The sequence below is a fragment of the Roseateles aquatilis genome (genome assembly GCF_002205645.1).
GTDB classification, from domain to species: domain Bacteria; phylum Pseudomonadota; class Gammaproteobacteria; order Burkholderiales; family Burkholderiaceae_C; genus Roseateles; species Roseateles aquatilis.
The window spans coordinates 187465-208797 of record NZ_NIOF01000009.1; the positions used below are offsets into that span (position 1 = coordinate 187465).

18 protein-coding genes are annotated in these 21333 nt (G+C 69.2%); 9 read left to right on the forward strand and 9 right to left on the reverse strand.

Annotation, left to right across the window (positions count from 1 at the left end):
* Positions 1-109: 109 nt before the first annotated feature.
* From CDN99_RS18710 to CDN99_RS18720, 3 genes are all read right to left on the reverse strand, one after another.
* The gene (locus CDN99_RS18710; protein WP_088386397.1) at positions 110-571 is read right to left on the reverse strand and encodes a host attachment protein; all 462 of its coding nucleotides are present in this window, start codon (positions 569-571) and stop codon (positions 110-112) included.
* A 117-nt stretch (positions 572-688) separates the two neighbouring features.
* Positions 689-2437 carry a single-stranded-DNA-specific exonuclease RecJ gene (recJ, locus tag CDN99_RS18715; protein ID WP_088386398.1) on the reverse strand — a complete coding sequence of 583 codons (1749 nt, stop codon included), beginning with the start codon at positions 2435-2437 and terminating at the stop codon, positions 689-691.
* Complete coding sequence (locus CDN99_RS18720) at positions 2434-3372, reverse strand: hypothetical protein (protein ID WP_141100864.1); 939 nt, start codon at positions 3370-3372, stop codon at positions 2434-2436. The genes recJ and CDN99_RS18720 overlap by 4 nt, the downstream gene beginning before the upstream one ends.
* A 126-nt stretch (positions 3373-3498) precedes the next feature.
* On the opposite strand from CDN99_RS18720, the gene CDN99_RS18725 reads away from it, so the two are divergent.
* Together CDN99_RS18725 and ppk1 are read left to right on the forward strand one after the other, a co-directional pair.
* Positions 3499-4347 (forward strand): UDP-2,3-diacylglucosamine diphosphatase, encoded by an 849-nt coding sequence (locus CDN99_RS18725; protein ID WP_238139598.1) that lies wholly within the window; start codon positions 3499-3501, stop codon positions 4345-4347.
* A gap of 190 nt (positions 4348-4537) precedes the next feature.
* Positions 4538-6598 carry a polyphosphate kinase 1 gene (ppk1, locus tag CDN99_RS18730; protein ID WP_088386401.1) on the forward strand — a complete coding sequence of 687 codons (2061 nt, stop codon included), beginning with the start codon at positions 4538-4540 and terminating at the stop codon, positions 6596-6598.
* Between the two features lie 386 nt (positions 6599-6984).
* On the opposite strand, the gene CDN99_RS18735 is transcribed toward ppk1, so the two are convergent.
* Entirely contained in the window at positions 6985-8499 is a 1515-nt protein-coding gene (locus tag CDN99_RS18735) for a Ppx/GppA phosphatase family protein (protein WP_088386402.1), read from the reverse strand.
* A gap of 325 nt (positions 8500-8824) precedes the next feature.
* Here CDN99_RS18735 and CDN99_RS18740 point away from each other — a divergent pair, with 325 nt between their 5' ends.
* Together CDN99_RS18740 and CDN99_RS18745 are read left to right on the forward strand one after the other, a co-directional pair.
* Positions 8825-9724 carry a dienelactone hydrolase family protein gene (locus CDN99_RS18740; RefSeq protein ID WP_088386452.1) on the forward strand — a complete coding sequence of 300 codons (900 nt, stop codon included), beginning with the start codon at positions 8825-8827 and terminating at the stop codon, positions 9722-9724.
* A gap of 141 nt (positions 9725-9865) precedes the next feature.
* Entirely contained in the window at positions 9866-10642 is a 777-nt protein-coding gene (locus CDN99_RS18745) for a ZIP family metal transporter (protein WP_088386403.1), read from the forward strand.
* 60 nt (positions 10643-10702) lie between these two features.
* Here the strand turns inward: CDN99_RS18745 and CDN99_RS18750 are convergent, their stop codons facing one another.
* The 4 genes from CDN99_RS18750 to CDN99_RS18765 form a co-directional block, all read right to left on the reverse strand.
* Entirely contained in the window at positions 10703-11155 is a 453-nt protein-coding gene (locus CDN99_RS18750) for a universal stress protein (protein ID WP_088386404.1), read from the reverse strand.
* Between the two features lie 186 nt (positions 11156-11341).
* Positions 11342-12274, reverse strand: coding sequence for a sulfurtransferase (locus tag CDN99_RS18755; RefSeq protein WP_088386405.1), 933 nt, complete (start codon positions 12272-12274; stop codon positions 11342-11344).
* A 10-nt stretch (positions 12275-12284) separates the two neighbouring features.
* Positions 12285-13181 carry a DMT family transporter gene (locus CDN99_RS18760; RefSeq protein WP_169727053.1) on the reverse strand — a complete coding sequence of 299 codons (897 nt, stop codon included), beginning with the start codon at positions 13179-13181 and terminating at the stop codon, positions 12285-12287.
* A 113-nt stretch (positions 13182-13294) separates the two neighbouring features.
* A complete protein-coding gene (locus CDN99_RS18765) occupies positions 13295-14413 on the reverse strand; it encodes an aromatic ring-hydroxylating oxygenase subunit alpha (protein ID WP_088386407.1) in 1119 nt (372 codons plus the stop codon).
* Positions 14414-14812: 399 nt separating this feature from the next.
* On the opposite strand from CDN99_RS18765, the gene xseB reads away from it, so the two are divergent.
* From xseB to dxs, 3 genes are read left to right on the forward strand one after another with little or no spacing between them, the layout of a single operon-like run.
* Positions 14813-15073 carry an exodeoxyribonuclease VII small subunit gene (gene xseB / locus CDN99_RS18770; protein ID WP_088386408.1) on the forward strand — a complete coding sequence of 87 codons (261 nt, stop codon included), beginning with the start codon at positions 14813-14815 and terminating at the stop codon, positions 15071-15073.
* Between the two features lie 27 nt (positions 15074-15100).
* Complete coding sequence (locus tag CDN99_RS18775; RefSeq protein ID WP_238139592.1) at positions 15101-15961, forward strand: polyprenyl synthetase family protein; 861 nt, start codon at positions 15101-15103, stop codon at positions 15959-15961.
* Positions 15962-15976: 15 nt separating this feature from the next.
* Positions 15977-17938 (forward strand): 1-deoxy-D-xylulose-5-phosphate synthase, encoded by a 1962-nt coding sequence (dxs, locus tag CDN99_RS18780; RefSeq protein ID WP_088386409.1) that lies wholly within the window; start codon positions 15977-15979, stop codon positions 17936-17938.
* Positions 17939-18007: 69 nt separating this feature from the next.
* On the opposite strand, the gene CDN99_RS18785 is transcribed toward dxs, so the two are convergent.
* Positions 18008-18985 carry a LysR family transcriptional regulator gene (locus tag CDN99_RS18785; RefSeq protein ID WP_088386410.1) on the reverse strand — a complete coding sequence of 326 codons (978 nt, stop codon included), beginning with the start codon at positions 18983-18985 and terminating at the stop codon, positions 18008-18010.
* A gap of 126 nt (positions 18986-19111) precedes the next feature.
* Between CDN99_RS18785 and lysA the strand changes: the two genes are divergently transcribed.
* Both lysA and ahpC read left to right on the forward strand, forming a co-directional pair.
* Complete coding sequence (gene lysA / locus CDN99_RS18790; RefSeq protein ID WP_088386411.1) at positions 19112-20371, forward strand: diaminopimelate decarboxylase; 1260 nt, start codon at positions 19112-19114, stop codon at positions 20369-20371.
* A gap of 388 nt (positions 20372-20759) precedes the next feature.
* The gene (ahpC, locus tag CDN99_RS18795) at positions 20760-21323 is read left to right on the forward strand and encodes an alkyl hydroperoxide reductase subunit C (RefSeq protein WP_088386412.1); all 564 of its coding nucleotides are present in this window, start codon (positions 20760-20762) and stop codon (positions 21321-21323) included.
* Positions 21324-21333: the final 10 nt, after the last annotated feature.

Sequence of the window (21333 nt, forward strand, 5' to 3'; positions counted from 1 at the left end):
CCCATTCTGGGCGGCCTCCATGTCATCAATTTGACAAACAGTTACAGCATGGCCCGCCTGTGAAAAATGACGCGTCTTCGGCAATCGAGGGCGGCCGCGGCCCGCGCGATCAGGGTCTTTGCTTGCTGAAGTCGCGCTCGGGGAAGAGGCGCGTGGTCAGCGCGCCCAGGCTCTCGTGCACGACGTCGACGTTGATCTCGTCGATGACCAGCCGCGCGACCTGCGGGCTGATCGCCTTGCGCAGCAGGCCCAGGAAACGCGGCGCCGCAACGATGCGCAGCGCGGTGACCTCGCCGTTGTTGAAGCCGTCGTCCAGGGTGCGGGCGACGCGCGCGGAGAAGCTGATCGCCTCCTGGTGGGACTCGTCCATGCCGGCCGACGAGGTGGTGCTGTTGCCGCGGCGCCCCTCCGCGTCGCGGCGCAGGTCGGCCTTGTCGGCATGCGCGGCGGCATCGGTCAGCGTCGTCACGTCCTCCAGGTCGCCGCCTTCCTCGGGCAGGCGCAGCAGGCGGGCCACGCCTTCGTCCGCCACCAGCACCCACAGCTTGCCGTCGTCCTTGTATGCAGCCATCTTGGTTCCTTCATCGATGAGTCGTGTTGCTCAGTCGGCGGCAATCGCCGTACCTCCCAACTTGACCGCCTCGCCCGGCGCGCGCGCCGCGCCCGCCGGGGAACCGACGAGGGCCGATCAGTCCGCCATCGCCTCGACCACCATCTGCACGCGCTGTTGGCCCTGGTACTCGTTCAGCGTGAGGCGATAGGCCAGGGTGACCTGCTCCGGCAACTGCTCGGTGCGGCCGAACCAGATCGCGTCACGCAGCAGCGCGCCCTGGCGCAGGCGCAGCTTCAAGTGCTTCTCGCCGACCAGCCGCTGATGGACGACCTGCACGCGGTCGCAGAACAGCGGCGCCTCGAAGGCCTGGCCCCAGACTTGCGCGTCCAGCTCCCGCACCGTCTCGGCACAGAAGGCCTCGGGCGGCAGCGGGCCATCGGTGCGCAGCGTTCGCGTCAGCGCGGCGTCGTCCAGCCATTCGCGGGCGACGCGCTCGAAGGCATCGCTGAACGCGTCGACGCCGCCCGGCGCCAGCGTGCAGCCCGCCGCCATCGCGTGGCCGCCGAACTTGCGCAGCAGGTCCGGATGGCGCTTCGAGATCAGGTCCAGCGCGTCGCGCAAGTGAAAGCCGGCGATCGAGCGGCCGGAGCCCTTGAGCTGACCGTCGGCGCCCTCGGCGAAGACGAAGACCGGGCGATGCAGCCGGTCCTTGATGCGCGAGGCGACGATGCCGACGACGCCCTCATGGAAATCGGCGTCGAACAACGCCAGCGCGGGCGGCGGTGCGCCGTTCAGGCGCGGATCGGCCATCAGGCGGTCGAGCAGCGCCAGCGCCTGCTCCTGCATGCCGGCCTCGATCTCGCGGCGCTCGCGGTTGATGCGGTCGAGCTCGCGCGCGAGCTCCAGCGCCTGCCCGGTGTCCTCGGTCGTGAGGCAGGTGATGCCCAGCGTCATGTCGTCGAGGCGGCCCGCGGCGTTGATGCGCGGCCCGAGCGCGAAACCCAGGTCGAAGCTGTTGGCCCGCGACGCGTCTCGGCCGGCGGCGGTGAACAGCGCCTGCACGCCGGGCTGCATGCGGCCCGCGCGCATGCGGCGCAGGCCCTGCGCGACCAGGCGGCGGTTGTTGGCGTCCAGGCGCACCACGTCCGCGACGGTGCCCAGCGCCACCAGGTCCAGCAGGCCGTCCAGCCGCGGCGGCGGGCCGTCGCCGAAGGCGCCGCGCCGGCGCAGCTCGCCGCGCAGCACCGTCAGCACGTAGAACGCGACGCCGACGCCGGCCAGGCTCTTGCTCGGGAAGGGGCAACCGGGCTGATTGGGATTCACCAATGCGTCGGCCTCGGGCACGGTGGGCTGGCCGTCGGCGGTGACGGCCGGCAAGTGGTGGTCGGTGACCAGCACCTTCAGGCCGAGCTGGCGCGCGAAGGCGACGCCCGCATGGCTGGCGATGCCGTTGTCCACGGTGACCAGCAACCGCGGCTCGTGCTTGAGCGCGAGTTCGACGATGGTCGGTGTCAGGCCGTAGCCGTGCACCGCGCGGTCGGGCACGACGTAGTGGACGCTGCCGGGCCGCGCGCCGAGCTGGCTCAGGCCGCGCAGCATCACGGCACAGGCGGTGGCGCCGTCGCAGTCGTAGTCGGCGACGATGCAGATGCGCTCGCCGGCGGTGATGCTGTCGGCCAGCAGTTCGGCGGCCCGGGCGATGCCCAGCAGACCGGCTGCGCCCTCGGGCGGCAGCAGGTGCTTCAGGTCGGGGTCGAGCTCGTCCTGCGTCAGCACGCCGCGCGCGGCGAACAGGCGCGACAGCAATGGCGAGAAGCCGGCCTGCTCCAGCGCGAAGGCCTGGTCGGGCGGCACGTCGCGGACGAGGATGCGGGGGCCGCTCACAGGGCCTCCAGCGCGGTGGCGACGGCCACGTGGGTCGGCGCGAAGCGCTCCTTCAACCGCTGCCAGCCGCCCGGCGCGCGCCGCTCCCAGGTGCGGGCGAGGCGCTCGCCGCTGAGCGTCAGCGCGAGCGGGGCGCCATCCTGCGCCAGGCGCAGCGCCTGCGCGACGGGGCCGTGGTCGAGCGCCTTCCACGCCTCGCTCCAGGCGTAGAGGTCGCCGGCCAGCATCGGCGCGCGCAAGCGCTCGTCGACGTTCAGGTCGGCGGGCAGCGCGGTGCCGCGATCGCGACCGCAGCCGCTGATCCACACCGCGTTGAGCGGACGCAGGCCGCGCGACTCGCGCGCCTGATTGAGCGGGTGATCGTGCAGCAGCATCTGCATCTCGTTGAGCAGCGTGCGCAGGCGGCGCGCCTGCGGCATCCAGGTCTCGACGCCGCGGTTGAGCACGCGGTCGATGCTGGCCGCTTCCAGGCCGTCGAGCGATTCATGGGCGACGGCCCACGCGGCCGTCGACAGCCAGGCGCCGCGCCAGCCCTCGCCGGCAGGAAAGAGCGAGGCGGTCAGCGCGTCGAAGAACGCGCGGGACTCGCTCTCGGTCAGGTCGAGCGTGGACGGGTCCATCGCCGTCACCCCGTCGGTGCCGACCGCGAAGTGCACGGGGGTCAGCAGCGCCCAGGCGGCGTCGCCGGGCGCCTGACCGGCGTCGCGTACCTGCCAGGCGGCGATCGGGGGGCGGTCGTCGGCGATGCCGCGGCGGCGCGCCAGGTAGAGCTCGTGCGGGGTCAGCGGGGCCTGGTCGTCGCCGTCGCCCGCGTGGCCGCCGACGTCGTCCGGCAGCGGGGCGAGCAGCCCCAGCAGGCGGCTCAGGGCCGGCAGTTCCAGCTCGCGCAGGGCGGCCTCGAAGTGAGGGTCCTGCGAACCGGCGTGGGGAATCATCAGATGCATATGGGGCGCGATTATCGGCGGGCGGCCCTGACAGGGTCCGGCATGCTCCGCAACCCTCGGTCATCAAGGTTTCACGGGTCGCGGGCAACCTGTGGGGCCATGCTGACCGACAAGCTCATGGCCGCCGCAGTGTCCAACGAACCGCCTGGGGCCGAGGCGGACGAGGGAGGCTCGCTGCGCGTGCGCACGGTGTGGATCTCCGATCTGCACCTGGGCACGCCAGGGTGCCAGGCGAGGGCGTTGCTGGAGTTCCTCCGCGAGGTGGAATGCGAGCAACTGTTCCTCGTCGGCGACATCGTCGACGGCTGGCAGTTGCGACGCAGCTGGTACTGGCCGCAGGCGCACAACGACGTCGTGCAGAAGCTGCTGCGCAAGGCGCGCAAGGGTTGCCGCGTCATCTACGTGCCGGGCAACCACGACGAATTCGCCCGCAAGTACCTCAACCACAGCTTCGGCGGCATCGAGATCGCGCACGAGTGGATCCACGAGACGGCCGACGGCCGCAAGCTCTGGGTCACCCACGGCGACCTTTTCGACGGCGTGATCCAGTGCGCCAAGTGGCTGGCCTACGTCGGCGACAGCCTCTATGAATTCACGCTGAAGCTGAATCGCCACCTCAACTCGCTGCGGGCGCGCATCGGCCTGCCGTACTGGAGCCTGAGCAAGTACCTGAAGCTCAAGGTCAAGCGCGCGGTCTCCTACGTCAGCGACTTCGAGGAGGCGCTGGCCCGCGAGGCCCGCAAGCGCGGCGTGCAGGGGGTCGTCTGCGGCCACATCCACCATGCCGAGCTGCGGGACATCGACGGCATCCTCTACGCCAACGACGGTGACTGGGTCGAGAGCCTGACGGCGTTGGTCGAGCACGCCGACGGCCACCTCGAGATCATCGACTGGGGCGAGCGCCAACGCTCGGACGTGCGCAGCGCCGCCGACGCGGTGGCCGCGGCGATGCGCGCGCCGGCCTGAGGCGCCGCCGGCGGCCGCGCGCTCGCCGCCCGTCCGCTCCGACATTTCCTCAGACATCTCCGACGCTTGCGTGCGCCCCCCCCACTGGCAGGTGTCGCGCGGAGTTTCCTCGCACCGTCGTCCGGCAGGGGACGGGGCTGGCCCGAAAGAGGGTCACCCCGCTGTCACGATAGCTTCATAGAATGATTTCATGACCTTGCCCGACGTCCAGCTGCTCAACCGCGAGAACGCGATCCTCGAGTTCAACCGACGTGTCCTGGCCCAGGCCCAGCGCACCGACGTCCCGTTGCTGGAGCGGCTGCGCTACATCTGCATCGTGTCGAGCAACCTCGACGAGTTCTTCGAGGTGCGTTTCGCCGACATGCTGGACGTGCAGCGCGACGGCAGCGGGCTGGTCACGCCGCGCGACGTCGAGCGTGTCGGCCGCGCCGCCCACGACCTGATCGACCTGCAGTACGGGATCTTCAACGACCAGGTCATGCCGGCGCTGCGCGACCACAACATCCAGATCCTCAACCACGCCGACCGCACCGACGAGATCCGTGCCTGGGTGGCCAAGTTCTTCGAGCGCGAGGTGCGTCCGCTGCTGGTGCCGGTGGGCCTGGACCCGGCCCACCCGTTCCCGCAGGTCGCCAACAAGTCGCTGCACTTCATCGCGCGCCTGTCCGGCAAGGACGCGCTGGGCCGGGACAACCGCATCGCGATCGTCAAGGTGCCGCGCGTGCTGCCGCGCGTGATCAAGGTGCCGGCGGCGATCAGCGGCGGCAAGCAGAGCTTCGTGCTGCTGACCAGCGTCATCCGCGCCCACCTGGACGAGCTGTTCCCGGGCCGGCATGTCGAGGCGTTCTCGCAGTTCCGCGTCACGCGCGACTCCGACCTGGAGGTCGACGAGGAAGAGATCGCCAACCTGCGCCACGCGCTGCGCTCGGGCCTGACGACGCGTCACTTCGGCCGAGCGGTGCGGCTGGAGGTGGTCAACACCTGCCCGGAGGAGCTCTCCCGCTTCCTGCTGGAGCAATTCGACCTGCCCGAGGCGGCGCTGTATCGCGTCAACGGCCCGGTCAACCTGGTGCGCCTGAACGAGCTGATCGACCAGACCGACGCCGACGAACTGCGCTTCCAGCCCTACGAGCCGAGCTGGCCCTCGGGTCGATTGCCACGCGGCAAGTCCATCCTGGAGAAGCTGAAGAACAAGGGTGACGTGATGCTGCATCACCCGTTCGAGAGCTTCGACCCGGTGGTGCAGATGCTGCGCGAGGCGGTCGAGGACCCGGACGTGCTGGCGATCAAGCAGACGATCTACCGCACCGGCAGCCAGTCGGTGCTGGCCGACCTGCTGATCGACGCGGCGCGGCGCGGCAAGGAAGTGCTGGCGGTGGTGGAGCTGAAGGCGCGCTTCGACGAAGAGGCCAACATCAACTGGGCGGAGCGGCTGGAGGCCGTGGGCGCTCAGGTGGTGTACGGCATCGTCGGCTTGAAGACGCATGCCAAGCTGATGCTGATCACGCGTCGCGAGGGCGGCAAGCTGCGCCGTTACGGCCACCTTTCCACGGGCAACTACAACCCGAAGACCGCGCGTTTCTACACCGACCTGGGCTACCTGACGGCGGACCCGGAAATGACGGCGGACATGGACCTGATCTTCCGGCAGCTTGCGTCGCTGTCGAAGTTCAAGGCGCCCAAGAAGCTGCTGCTCGCGCCGTTCAACCTGCACCGGACGATGTGCGAGCTGCTGACGCAGGTCGAGGAATCGGCCCAGCGTGGCGAGCCCGCGCGGGTCGTGCTGAAGATCAACGCGTTGACCGACGCGGAGCTGATCGCCGGCCTGATCCGGGCCGCGCAGGCCGGCGCGCGCATCGACCTGATCGTGCGTGGCGCCTGCATGCTGCCGCCGGGCCTGCCGGGCGTTTCGGACAACATCCTGGTGCGCTCGGTCGTGGGCCGTTTCCTGGAGCACTCGCGGATCTTCTACTTCCGCTGGGGCAAGGCCGAGGATCAAGAGGCGCTGTACCTGTCGAGCGCCGACTGGATGAGCCGCAACATGCTGCGCCGCATCGAAGTGGCCTGGCCGGTCACCGACCCCAAGCTGCGCCAGCGTGTCGTCGACGAGGGCCTGGTGCCCTACCTGCACGACACGCGCGATGCGTGGCAACTGGGCCCGGACGGCACCTCGCAGCGCATCGGATCCGAGGACGACCCCGCCAGCATCAGCGCCCAACAGGCACTCGCCCGGATGTACCACGACGAGTGATCCCGGTGCGCCCAATGCCTGAAGCCGAGCGCCCCCCCGTTCGACCCCAGGGCCTCACGCCCTGGCGCCCGAGGCCCCGAAGCCACGCAGACCTTGAAGACCTGCGGTGTTTCGCGGGACGGGCATGGCCGGGGCCGGCGCCGGGGTTGAAGCGAGGGCCCGCGGAGCGGGCTTCAAGAACTGACTGGGCGCCGTCTGTCTGAGGGTAGCGAGCCGAAGGTGAGCGGCCCGAGTTGGGCGCCCCCTCGCGAGGGCCCCGGCGCCGGCCCCGGCCATGCCGGTCGGGCTCGGTCCCCCCACGCGGAGAAGGCGCCGAATACCAACACCACGCGCGCCGAGCTGGCACGCGCGGTCCCCGCACGCGGAGAAGGCCCAGCCGGACCCGCTCAAGCCTCCAGCGCCAACTGCACCCGCCCCAGCTTGCCCCACGCGTCGAGCTCCTCCCGCAGCAGGTAGTGAGCCCGCGGATGGCTCTCTGCCCATCCCTTGCGCATCTCGATGGTGACGGTCATCCCTTCGCGCCGCAGCCTCATCGCGCTCGCGTCGACGCTTCCTCGCGCATGGGACTGGATTGCCGCCAGCCGAAGCGCCAGCAACTGCCAGACAACGGACTCTTCCTGAAGCTGTTCCTCGAGCTTGCGCAGCCCCCCCCGCTGCCCGAGCGCGAGATCCCCCAGCCGACGCAACTGGTTCTGCGAGAACCCTGGCGCGTCGACGTGGGACAGCAGATAGGCGCTGTGCCGATGGTGATCGTGATGGGAGACCATCATGCCGATCTCGTGCAGCGCGGCGGCCCAGCCGAGTTCGCGGCAATGCTCCTCGTCCGCCTTCGGCGACAGCTGCGTGTGCAGTCGCTGCGCGACCTCCTGCACCCGCTGGGCTTGCGCGCGATCGACGGCGAAACGTCGCTGCAGCTCCGACACCGACTGCTCGCGCATGTCGCGCGAGCCGCCGAGCAACTGGGGATCCAGCCGTTCCGCGAGATCGAAGATCACGCCCTGACGCAATGCCCCGCGGGCGGGATAAAGCCGGTCGATGTCGAAATGCGTGAGCAGCGTGTACAGGATGCACAGACCGCCGCCGACCACCGCGCGGCGGTCTTCCTTCAGGCCGGCGAGCTTGAGCGCGTCCATCCGCCCCGCGGACAGGCATTGCTCGATGCACCAGCGCAGCCCGTCGAGCGTGATGCTGCCGTCGGGGCTGATGCCGTTGGCGGCCAGGATCTGCGCTACCGCGCCGACGGTGCCCGACGACCCCAGCGCCTGACGCCAGCGCGGCTGCGACGTCGAGCGGGCGAACTGCGTCATCGCGTCCTCCAGCTCCGCGCCCGCGGCCACTTGCGCGGCGCGGAACGCCTCGGCGGTGAAGCGGCCGTCGGGGAAGAAGCGCATCGACAGGCTGACGCTGCCGATCTGGAAGGACTCCGCCCGCAGCGGCTGCGGCCCGCGGCCCAGGATGGTCTCGGTCGAGCGGCCGCCGATATCGATCACCAGCCGGGGGTCTTCCGCGGTCTGCAGGCGCGCGACGCCGGCGTAGATCAGGCGGGCTTCCTCGCGGCCGGAGATGACTTCGATCGGATGGCGCAGCACTTCTTCGGCCCGGGCCAGGAACGCGTTGCGGTTGCGTGCTTCACGCAGCGTCTGCGTCGCCACCGCGCGCACCTGGCGCGTGGGCAGGTCGGCCAACCGGTCGGCGAAGCGGCGCAGGCAATCGAGACCGCGCTGGGCCGCCTCTTCGGTGAGCATGCTTTGCGCGTCCAGGCCGGCGCCCAGGCGCACGGTTTCCTTCAGATAGTCCTGACGCCGGTACTGCCCATCCTGCAGCTGGGCGATCTCCAGCCGGAAGCTGTTGGAGCCCATGTCGATGGCGGCCAGGATGGTGGGGACGAGCGCTTGATTCATGGGGGGCGATTGTCGGGGTGTTTGACGTGTCCCTCGGGCACGAAGTGATTTCATCGTGCCGACAGCTTGGGGTGGTTTGTCGACCTCGCCCCGAGGCGTGCCCAAGCGCTGCGACGGACCTGACCCTAGAATGGCCCGCGCCCCAGCCCGCCCCTGTCGTCTCGAACGTGTTCGTGCCCGTTCGGTCGGCCCACGGCCCGCCAGGACAGCGTCTCATCCCGACCGCCGCTTGACGGCCCACGCCTCGGAACCTCGATCGTTCAAGGAGAAGCAGATGACGAAAGCCGACCTCGCCAGCGCCCCTCACGCCACCGATGTCGACGGCATGCCGTCGGACACCGGCGCCACCGACGCGATCCGCGCCGACATCGACAGCCTGGCGCCCGGCCGCGCGTTCAGCCGCCGGGCCTTCGTCGGCACCGCGGTGGGCAGCGGCTTCGCGGCGGCGGTGATGCCGGTCACCGCGCAGACCATCGTCACTACCGACACACAGGGCCTGGATGCCGGCCCGGTGGCCATCGACGTCGGCGACTTCAAGGTGCCGGCCTACGTCGCGCAGCCGGCGGGCAAGAAACATGCGCCGGTGATCCTCGTCATCAGCGAGATCTTCGGTGTACACGAGCACATCGCCGACGTGGCGCGCCGCTTCGCGAAGCTGGGGTACCTGGCGATCGCGCCGGACCTGTTTGCCCGGCAGGGTGACGCGAAGGTCTACACCGACATCGCCAAGCTGCAGGCCGAGATCATCAGCAAGACGCCGGACGAGCAGGTGCTGCGCGACCTGGACGCCACGGTCGCCTGGGCCAAGGCGCAAGGCGGCGACACCGGCCGGCTGGGCATCACCGGCTTTTGCTGGGGTGGCCGCATCACCTGGCTCTACGCCGCGCACAGCAAGGCGGTCAAGGCCGGCGTGGCCTGGTACGGCCGGCTGCAGGGCCAGTCCAACGCGATGACGCCCAAGCACCCGATCGACCTCGTCGGCCAGTTGAAGGCCCCGGTGCTGGGCCTCTATGGGGGGCAGGACGGCGGTATCCCGGTCGCCAGCGTGGCGGCGATGCAGGAGGCGCTCAAGCAGGGCAGCGCCGCCGCCAAGGCCAGCGAGTTCGTCGTCTATGCGGACGCCGGCCACGCCTTCCATGCCGACTACCGCCCCAGCTTCCGCGCCGATGCCGCCAAGGACGGCTGGGCGCGCTGCCAGGCCTGGTTCAAGCAGCACGGGGTCTGACGTTCCGCCCGGCGTCCGCCGTCGCCCACGCGCCCTTCGCCCGCATGAGGGCGACCGGACGCGGGCAGGGGGCTTGACGACTCTGAGACAATTTTTCGAGACCCATCCCGGCGCACCCCACCAGGTGCGCCTTTTTTGTCCATGACCCTGTTCTATATCCTGCTGGTGACCTTCGCCGGCGGTCTTGCCTCGGTGACGATCGCCGCGATGCTGACGGTCGGCCTGCTGAGCCGCATCGTCAAGCACCTGGTGAGCCTGTCGGCCGGCGTGCTGCTGTCCACCGCGCTGCTGCACGTGCTGCCCGAGGCCTTCGAGTCCGGGGCCGATCCGCACAACCTGTTCCTGGCGCTGCTGGGCGGGCTGATGTTCTTCTTCCTGCTGGAGAAGGCCGAGCTCTACCGCCACACCCACCATCACGAGGGGGACGGGCACCACCACCATCACCACTTCGATCGCGAGCAGGCGGGGCGCGGCGGCCTGTCGGTGCTGGTCGGCGATTCGATCCACAACTTCTGCGACGGCATCATCATCGCCGCCGCGTTCCTGGCCGATCACCACCTGGGTTGGGTGACCGCGATGGCGATCGTGGCGCACGAGATCCCGCAGGAGGTCGGCGACTACATCGTGCTGCTGAACGCCGGCTTCTCGCGCCGCAAGGCGCTGTTCTTCAACGCCGTGTCAGGCATGGCGGCGGTGCTGGGCGGGCTGGTGGGCTACTTCCTCGTGGGGCCGTGGCAGCAGCTGTTTCCCTACCTGCTGGTGGCCGCGTCGAGCAGCTTCGTCTACGTCGCCGTGGCCGACCTGATCCCGCAGCTGCAACGCCGGCTGCCGTGGAAGGACACCGCGCTGCAGCTGCTGTGGCTGGGCGTGGGCATCGTCTTCGTGCTGATGGTCGTCGGCGGCAAGCACTCGCACTGACGACGGGCGGCCGCCTCGCGCGCCGCCATGCCCGCCGGGCGCGACCGGGCCGCCGGGCGACTAGGTCGCCGCGTGCTCGCCGTGCACCACCAGCACCGGGAACGCGCAGTGCGTGAGCACCTTTTGCGTCTCGCTGCCCAGCAGCAGCGCCTGCAGGCCGCGACGGCCGTGGGTCGCCATCACGAGCAGGTCGGCGTCGACGCGCCTGGCGTGCTCGATGATCGCCTCCCAGGCGTGCAGCGCCTCGACGCTGTGCGCCTCCACCTCCAGGCCCTCGGCGCGCGCGGCCGCCAGCACATGGCTGAGCCGCTCCTGAGCGATGCGCTCCTGGGCGTCGAAGAACTCCTGCGGCGGGCTCGGCTGCATCTCCGAGACAGCGCTGTAGGGGAAGGGCTCCTTGACGCTGATGGCGAACAGCTTGGCGCCGTGGAAGCGGGCGAGCTTGACGGCGGTATCGATCGCCTTGGCGGTGATGTCGGAACCGTCGGTGGGAATCAGGATGCGCTTGAACATGGCGAGCCTCCTTCGAGCGGGCGAGTGGCGTGGGGTGGACCTGGGCCCCGACAGGCAATCGCCGCGCCGGGGTCAGGACTTGCCTTCGCAGTCTGACGCCTCCATGGTGCTCGCCCCATGCGCAATGTCAATACGGGGCGGCGCCCCGGGCCCACCCGGGCTCTCCCGGGCTCTCCCGGGCTGCGGTCAGCCCTTGGCCAGCGGCAGGCGCGGGTTCGCGCTCCATTCGCTCCAGGAGCCCGCGTAAAGACGGCTGCCGGGCAGGCCGGCGTGATGCATCGCCAGCAGGTTGTGGCACGCGGTCACGCCCGAGCCGCATTGGTGCACGGTCTGGCCGGCCGGCAGGGGGGAGAGCAGCGCCAGGAATTCGTCGCGCAGCTCGGCGGGCGCCTTGAAACGGCCGTCGGCGCGCAGATTGGTCTTGAAGAATCGGTTGACCGCGCCCGGAATGTGGCCGGCCTGCGCGTCGAGCGGCTCGACGTCGCCGCGGAAGCGCTCACCCGCGCGGGCGTCGATCAGTCGGACCTGCCCCAGCCGCGCGAACAGATCCTGGGCGCTCATCGGTTCCTCCAGCGGCGAGCCGGGCTGGAACGCGGGCGATTCCGCGGCGGGCGCGGCGATCGGCGTGTCGGTCGAAAGCTCGCCGCCGGCCTGCCGCCAGGCGGTCAGGCCGCCGTCCAGCACCGCCACCGCGTCGTGGCCCAGCCAGCGCAGCATCCACCAGACACGCGCGGCATACATGCCGTCGGCCGCGTCGTAGGCGACGACCTGACGGCCGGGGGTCATGCCGAGCTCGCGCAGCCGGGCGGCGAAGGCCTCGCGCTCGGGCAGTGGATGGCGGCCGCGGAAGGCGCCGAAGGCGTCCTGCTTCGGACCGCTCAGGTCGCGGTCCAGGTGCAGGTAGAACGCGCCGGGGAGGTGGCCCGCGGCATGGGCCTTCTCCCCCGCCGAGGGGTCGGCGAGGTCGAAGCGGGCGTCGACGATCAGCGGCGGGGCGCCCGAGGCGATCAGCGCCCGCAGGGCCTCGACGGCGATCAGGCCGTCATGGCGCGTGGCCGCGGACGGCGCCGTGGCAGCGGAAGTCGAAGGGGTCGTCGTGCCGTTGATCGTGCCGTTCATGTCTTGCCGCTCATGATTCGCTGACGGAGTGCTGCGCATCCTTGGGTGTGCTGCGGGCGCGCAGCAGAGTCGCCCCCAGGCCGGCGGCGACGATCAGCACGATGCCGCCCCAGGAGGCCAGGCCCAGCCGGTCGCCGAAGATCAGCACACCATACAACGCCGAGAACACGATGCCCAGGTACTGCAGCGACGCGTTCACCAGCGGCTTGCCGGTGCCGTAGGCGCGGGTCATCATGAGCTGCGCGCCGGTGGCCAGCACGCCCACCGCCAGCAGCAGCGCCGCGCCGGTCCAGGTGTGGGCATGCCAGCCGCCGTGCGAGGCGATCGTCGTCACCGCGCCGGCGACCACGCCGCCCATCGAGAAGTAGAAGACGATGCGGTACTCGGGCTCGCCGACGCGGCCCAGCGACGTGACCTGCAGATAGGCCATCGCCGACAGCATGCCGGAGGCCAGTCCGGCCAGCGCGTGCCAGACCTGCTGGTCCTGCATGGCCGGCTGCAGCACCAGCCCGACACCCAGGAACCCCAGCAGCACCGTCACGACCAGCCGCGGATCGACCCGCGCGGCGCCCATCAGCACCGCGCCGCCGATCAGGAACAGCGCCATCCAGACCGAGGACATGTAGTTGAGCGTCATCGCGGTGGCCAGCGGCAGCTTGCTGATCGCGAAGAACCACAGCGACAGCGCGATCACGCCCGACAGGCTGCGCCAGAAATGCATCGCCGGCACGGTGGTCTTGAGCGTCAGCCCCCGCGTGCGCGCCATCGCGAAGAGGAACAGCGTGCCGACCAGGCCGCGGTACATGACGATCTCGCCGGCGCCGTAGTAGGCCGAGGCCAGCTTGACGCAGACGCCCATGGTGGCGAACAGCAGCGTCGCCAGCACCATCAGGAGGGGAGCAGACATGCGGCGGATTCTCGCGCCTATCCCTCGATCCACCTGTCGTGGGGAGCCCCAAAAACGAACGCCCCGCATGAGCGGGGCGTTGTGCGCACTGGGCGGGCGATGACGCGCGGGTGTCAGCGTTTCATCAGCCCGCGATACCACTCGTGGAAGTGCTTCATGCCGTCTTCCATCGGCGTCTGGTACGGGCCGACTTCGTTGTCACCGCGCTCCATCAGCGCCTTGCGGCCGGCATCCATGCGCAGGGCGATCTCGTCGTCCTCGATGCAGGTCTCCATGTAGGCGGCCTGCTGGGCGTCGACGAAGTCGCGCTCGAAGGCGACGATTTCTTCCGGGTAGTAGAACTCGACGATGTTGGTTGTCTTCTGCGGCCCCTTGGGGAACAGCGTCGACACCACCAGCACGTTGGGATACCACTCCACCATGATGTTGGGGTAGTAGGTCAGCCAGATCGCGCCCTGATCGGGCGCCTGGCCGTCGGCGAAGCCCAGCACCTGCTCGTGCCACTTGCCGTAGACCTCGGAGCCGGGCTTGGCCAGCGCCTTGTTCACGCCGACCGTCTGCACCGAGTAGTCGCGGCCGAACTCCCACGCCAGGTCGTCGCAGGTGACGAACTGGCCCAGGCCCGGATGGAACGGGCCGACGTGGTAGTCCTCCAGGTAGACCTCGATGAAGGTCTTCCAGTTGTAGTCGCACTCGTGGACATGGACCTTGTCGAGCTGGTAACCGCTGAAGTCCAGCGCGCCGCGCGGGCCGAGCCGGGCCAGGTCGCCCGCGATGTCGCGGCCGTTGTCCTCGAACAGCAGGCCGTTCCACTCCCGGATCTTGTAGCGGTTCAGGTGCAGGCAGGGGTCCTGCTTGAAGTGCGGCGCGCCGACGAGCTCGCCCTTCAGGCTGTAGGTCCAGCGGTGCAGCGGGCAGACGATGTTGCTGTTCGTGTTGCCGCGGCCGCGCAGCATCACGGCCTGCCGGTGGCGGCAGACGTTGGAGATCAGCTCCAGGCCCTGCGCGCCGCGCACGATGGCACGGCCCTCGCCTTCCTGCGGGAGCGCGTAATAGTCGCCGACCTCCGGCACGGCGAGCGCGTGCCCGAGGTAGCGGGGACCGTGCTGGAAGATCAGTTCCTGTTCCCGGCGGAACAGGTCCTCATCGAAGTAGGAGGTGACGGGCAGCTGGAGGTGGCTGGGGGCCGTGCTGCTTTCAAGGGCGCTGAGAGGGATGCTCAGGTCGGACATGATCCAAGAGGGTCTCCAAGAAACCAATGTCAACCGTCGCCGGCCGCCCCCCAGATTGGACGGACCGGCATGTTGGACTGAACGTGAAACAAATGCCGCGTGCCGGAAGCCGTCGCCATCATCCGCCGCGATGGTGCCGAGCGCCCGGTGGGGGCGTGCCGCGGATGTCGACCGACGACCGCCGGGGCCTTTTAGGGCATCGATGCGGGCGAGGGAACCGGTGATTGTACCCGGGCCGCCCGTTACGAGGTCGTTCCGAGATGGGTTCCGGGCGGTTGCGGGTGTGCGTCGCCCAAGTAACACACGCTGACCGCTGTGGCGTTCGATTCACATCCCCCGAGAGTCGGAAGGCGATCGGGGGAATCCCGGTGCTTACAATCGGCCTTTTCGCGTTTTGAAATGAGCAAGCCTTCCGCCAGCGCCAAATCGGTGCCATCGACAGTCCAGGAATCGGAGCCCGCCAGCTATGAGCTCGCGGTGGAGGAGTTGGAACGCCTGGTCCAGTCGATGGAAGCCGGGCAGTTGCCACTTGACCAGTTACTGGCGAGTTACCAGCGCGGGGCGGTGTTGCTCAAGTTTTGCCGTGTGCGGCTTCAGGCCGTAGAACAACAAGTACAGGTCATCGAAGGTGGCGGCGCACAGGCTTGGGGAGAAGAATAGGTGGATGAAGGTGTGTTCGATCGGTGGGTGAAGCAATCCCTGCTGGACGTCGAGCGGTCCTTGGAGACCTGGGTGCCCGAAAACGCGCCCGCGGGGATCGGCGAGGCGATGCGTTATGCGGTGCTGGGCGCCGGCAAGCGGCTGCGTCCGCTGCTGGTGCTGGCCGCGGCAGAGGCGGCCGGCGGCCAGGGCGAGGCCGCGATGCGCGCGGCGTGCGCGGTGGAGTTGATCCACGCCTATTCGCTGGCGCACGACGACATGCCCTGCATGGACAACGACGTGTTGCGCCGCGGCAAGCCGACGCTGCATGTGCAGTACGGCGAAGCCCGGGCGATGCTGGCCGGCGACGCGATGCAGGCGCTGGCCTTCGACGTGCTCACGCCGGACGTGGGGGTGGCGCCGGTGCTGCAGGCGCAGCTGTGCAAGCTGCTGGCGCGCGCCAGCGGCTATGACGGCATGGCCGGCGGTCAGGCGATCGACCTGGCCAGCATCGGCAAGCCGCTGGACGAGGCGTCGCTGCGCGACATGCACCGCCGCAAGACCGGCGTTCTGCTGCAGGCCAGCGTGCTGATGGGCGCCGCGTGCGGCGACATCCCGGCCGCTGCGCTGGCGGCCTTGAGCCGTTATGGCGCGGCGATCGGCCTGGCCTTCCAGGTCGTCGACGACATCCTGGATGTCACGCAGGACTCCGACGTGCTGGGCAAGACGGCCGGCAAGGACCAGGACAACAACAAGCCGACCTACGTCAGCGTGCTGGGCCTGGAGCCCGCCCGCGCGTATGCGCTGCGACTGCGCGACGAGGCGCACCAGGCGCTGGCCGCCAGCGCGCTGGCCGATACCGCCTGGCTCAGCCTGTTGGCTGACAAGGTCGTCGAGCGAGACAACTGAACACAGGGTCAGGTCATGAGCGAAACAAATCAGAACACGCCGGCCTCCCAGACGCTGCTGAACGCCATCGACAGCCCGGCGGATCTGCGCCGCCTGTCGCGCAGCCAGTTGCCGCAACTGGCGGACGAGGTCCGCGCGCACGTGCTCAACAGCGTGTCCAAGACGGGCGGCCATCTGTCGTCCAACCTGGGCACGGTGGAGCTGACGATCGCGCTGCACTACGTCTACGACACCCCGCGGGACCGGCTGGTGTGGGACGTGGGCCACCAGACCTACCCGCACAAGATCCTGACCGGCCGCCGCGACGCGATGCCGACGCTGCGCCAGCAGGGCGGCATCTCCGGCTTCCCGCGCCGCGACGAGAGCGAGTACGACACCTTCGGCACGGCGCATTCCAGCACCTCGATCTCCGCCGCGCACGGCATGGCGATGGCCGCCAAGCTCAAGGGCGAGTCCCGGCGCGCGGTGGCGATCATCGGCGACGGCGCGATGACCGCCGGCATGGCCTTCGAGGCGCTGAACAATGCCGGTGTCGCGCACGGCGGCCTGCTTGGCGACGTGCTGGTGATCCTGAACGACAACGACATGTCGATCAGCCCGCCCGTCGGCGCGCTGAACAAGTACTTCACGCGGCTGATGAGCGGCAAGTTCTACGCCGCCGCGCGTGAGGGCGCCAAGTCGGTGCTGAAGAACACGCCGCTGTATGAATTCGCGCGACGTTTCGAGGAGCACACCAAGGGCATGTTCGTGCCCGGGACGATCTTCGAGGAGTTCGGCTTCAACTACGTCGGGCCGATCGACGGCCACGACCTGGACGCGCTGATCCCGACGCTGGAGAACCTGCGCGACCGCAAGGGGCCGCAGTTCCTGCATCTGGTGACCCGCAAGGGCCAGGGCTACAAGCTGGCCGAGGCCGATCCGGTGAAGTACCACGGCCCCACGCCGTTCAATCCGGCCGAAGGCATCAAGCCGTCGACCGCGCCCGCGAAGAAGACCTTCACACAGGTCTTCGGGGACTGGCTGTGCGACATGGCCGAGGCCGATGCCAAGCTCGTCGCCATCACGCCCGCGATGCGCGAGGGCTCCGGCATGGTGGAGTTCCACAAGCGCTTCCCGACCCGCTATTACGACGTGGGCATCGCCGAGCAGCACGCGGTGACCTTCGCCGGCGGTCTGGCCTGCGAGGGCATGAAGCCGGTGGTGGCGATCTATTCGACCTTCCTGCAGCGCGCCTATGACCAGGTGATCCACGACGTGGCGCTGCAGAACCTGCCGGTGCTGTTCGCGCTGGACCGGGCGGGCCTGGTCGGCGCCGACGGCGCGACGCACGCCGGCAACTACGACATCGCCTTCACGCGCTGCATTCCCAACATGAGCGTGTTGACGCCGGCCGACGAGAACGAATGCCGTCAGGCGCTCTACACCGGCCATCTGCACGACGGCCCGGTGACGGTGCGCTACCCGCGCGGCGCGGGTGTCGGGGCGGAGATCAAGAAGGCGATGGTCGCGCTGCCGTGGGGCAAGGGCGAGGTCCGCCGGCGCTCCTCGGCGAGCCAGGCGAACGGCCGCGGCGCGCCGCGCATCGCGATCCTGGCGTTCGGCACGTTGCTGTATCCGGCGCTGAAGGCGGCCGAGGCGCTCGACGCGAGCGTGGCCAACATGCGCTTCGTGAAGCCGTTGGATGCGGAGCTGGTGGCTGAACTGGCCCGCACGCACGACGCGCTGGTGACCGTCGAGGACGGTTGCGTGATGGGCGGCGCCGGCAGCGCGGTCATCGAATCGCTGCAGGCGCAGGGCTTCACGGTGCCGGTGCTGCAACTGGGCCTGCCCGACGAGTACATCGAGCACGGCGAGCCCGGCAAGCTGATGGCCCAGTGCGGGCTGGACGCGGCCGGCATCGAGCGGTCGGTGCGTGATCGTTTCCTCACGACGGCTGCGCCGGTCGCGCCGGTGCTGCGCTCGGTGGCCAACACCTGATCGCTCGCCGCTCGGCGCCAAGGCCGGGCAACGCGATCGCATCGCCAAAACGCGGCGCTGTCCTCCCGGTCAGCGCCGTTTTTTCTTTCCGATCTGATCGGCGATGGCCGGGGCCAGCGCGCGCTTGACCGCCGCGATGAAGTCGTCGGTCAGCGCGTGCGCGGGCCGGTGCAGCGGGCGCAGCGCCTGGATGCGGAAGGGCACCGACACCGAGAACGGCCGGATGTGCAGCCCCGGCCCGGCGCAGGCGCGCGCGGTGAGCGGATTGACCAGCGCGATGCCCAGGCCCTGCTCGACCAGCGAGCACACGGCGATGGCGCTGTGCGTTTCCACTTGCAGGCGGCGGTGCACGCCGGCATTCCCGAAGATCGCGTCGAACTGGCGGCGGTACGGGTCCTCGGCGGAGAGGCTGACGAAACGCTCCCCCTCGAAGTCGAGCGGCGCGAGCACTTGCCGCGCCAGCAGCGGGTGGCTGGCGGGAAGCACGCAAACCTCGTCCAGCTCGGCCAGCGTCTCGCTGTGCGTGCCGGGGACCGCGCCGGTGACTTCGCTCAGGCCGATGTCGAAACGCTGCGCCGCCATCCATTCCTCCAGCAGCGGGGACTCCTGCGGTGTCAGCGTCAACTGCGCCTGGGGATGGGCGCCCAGCCAGTCGGCGCTGGCAGCCGGCAGCAGCGCATGCGCGAGCGCCGGCAGCGTCAGCACGCGCAGGCCTTCGTCCTCGGCGCGGCCCAGCGCCTGAGCGCGGGCGACCACCTGGTCGAGACCCTGGTAGGCGCGCTGGACCTCGTCGAACAGCGCGAGCGCGCGGTGCGTCGGACGCAGGCGACCCGGTGCGCGATCGAACAGCGTGTAGCCGAGCAGCGATTCCAGGCGGGCCAACTCCCGGCTGACGGTCGGCTGCGACGTGAACAGCAGTTGCGCCGCACCGGTCACGCTGCCGGCGGTCATCACCGCACGGAACACCTCGATGTGGCGATGCGTGATGGGCGCGGCGGCTGGCATCGAGGCGCCGGATGAAGGCAGGGACGGCGCGGCGGCGGGCATGCGTTCAGCATAGCAGTCGGCATATCGAGAATGAATTCAGTCGGCAAAACAAAGCATTTGATTGAATGACAGCGAGCAGCGATGCTTGCATCAACTTCAGATAAACAGCCCCAGCGGCTCCCGCCCATGCCTCAAGCGCTTACCCCCGCCCGCGAACAACGTCTGCAGGCCCTCGCCGCCCAGTACGGCACCCCGCTGTGGGTTTACGACGCGGCCGTCATCCGCGAGCGCATCGCCGCTTTGCGTGGCTTCGACACGGTCCGCTTCGCGCAGAAGGCGTGCTCGAACACGCACATCCTGCGGTTGATGCGGGAGCAGGGTGTGAAGGTCGACTCGGTGTCGCGCGGCGAGGTGCTGCGGGCGCTGGCGGCTGGCTACACGGTGGGGACCGACGCGGACGCGGTGCATTCGGACATCGTCTTCACCGCGGACCTGCTGGATCGCGAGACGCTGAAAACCGTCGTCGAGCACCGGGTGCCGGTGAACGCGGGTTCGATCGACATGCTGGAGCAACTGGGCGAGGCGTCGCCCGGTCACCCGGTGTGGCTGCGCCTGAATCCGGGTTTCGGCCATGGACACAGCAACAAGACCAACACCGGCGGCGAGCACAGCAAGCACGGCATCTGGCACACGCAACTGCCGGACGCGCTGGCCGTGATCGCCCGCCGCGGGCTGACGCTGATCGGGCTGCACATGCACATCGGCTCGGGCGTCGACTACGGGCACCTGGCGCAGGTTTGCGGCGCGATGGTGGACCTGGTGCGCGTGGTAAAGGCGCAGGGGCTGGACCTGCAGGCGATCTCGGCGGGCGGCGGTCTATCGATCCCTTATCGCGACGGCGACGCGGGCATCGACACGGCGCACTACTTCAGCCTGTGGGATGCGGCGCGCCAGGACGCGCAAGCCGTCATCGGGCACCCGCTGGCGCTCGAACTGGAGCCGGGGCGTTACCTGGTCGCCGAATCGGGCGTGCTGCTGGCGGAGGTCCGGGCGGTGAAGACGCAGGGCAGCCAGCATTTCCTGCTGGTCGACGCCGGCTTCAACGAGCTGATGCGTCCCGCGATGTACGGCAGCTTCCATGCGATGAGCCTGATTCCCGCCGACGGCCAGACGCGGCCGACGCAGGCCACGGTGGTCGCGGGCCCGTTGTGCGAGTCGGGCGACGTCTTCACGCAGGAGGATGGTGGTGTCGTGCTGACGCGCGACTTACCGCGCGCGCGCGTGGGCGATCTACTCGTCATCCACGACACGGGTGCCTACGGCGCGTCCATGTCCAGCAACTACAACAGCCGCCCGCTGATTGCGGAAGTGCTGGTCGACGGCCCCACCGAGCGCCAGATCCGCCGCCGGCAGACGGTCGACGAACTGCTGGCCCTGGAACTCTGAGCATCCACCCGCTCCATCGAATCAGGTCTATCGGATTGGGACGATCGGATCAGGCCGACCGGGGCCCCTTTCCCGTAAGTCAAGGAGGGAATTTGACTGCCGGGAGGCAGTCAAAGGAGGGACATGGAGGGAAAGGGGCCTCGGTTGGCCTGATCGTGCTCGGTGATGGAGGGAGGAGGGGGAAAGAAGGGAAGGGCCGCCCCTGCAGGGCAGGCAAAGCCGCCCACGGCCGCGAATTCCATGAACTCCATCTATTAAATGATTGTCATCTAATAGTCATGCTCAATAGGGATAGGCAATAGGCTTCATTGGGGAATTCAACCCCAGCCGATAGGGTGGACCCCTATCATTCAGCCCATCCCATCAACCCTCACTTCGAGAGCAGAGCATGTCCCTGATCAACACCCAAGTCCAACCCTTCAAGACGCAAGCGTTCCACAACGGCAAGTTCATCGACGTCACGGAAGAGTCGCTCAAGGGCAAGTGGTCCGTCCTGATCTTCATGCCGGCGGCCTTCACCTTCAACTGCCCCACCGAAGTCGAAGACGCGGCTGACAACTACGCGGAGTTCCAGAAGCTGGAAGCCGAGGTCTACATCGTCACCACCGACACGCATTTCTCGCACAAGGTGTGGCACGAAACCTCGCCGGCCGTCGGCAAGGCCAAGTTCCCGCTGGTCGGCGACCCGACCCACGCGCTGACCAACGCTTTCGGCGTGCACATCCCTGAAGAAGGCCTGGCGCTGCGCGGGACCTTCGTCATCAACCCGGACGGCGTCATCAAGACGCTGGAAATCCACGACAACGCGATCGCCCGCGACGTGCAGGAAACCCTGCGCAAGCTGAAGGCCGCTCAATACGTCGCCAGCCACCCCGGTCAAGTCTGCCCGGCCAAGTGGAAGGAAGGCCAGAAGACCATCGCCCCGTCGCTGGACCTGGTCGGCAAGATCTGAGGATCCGCGC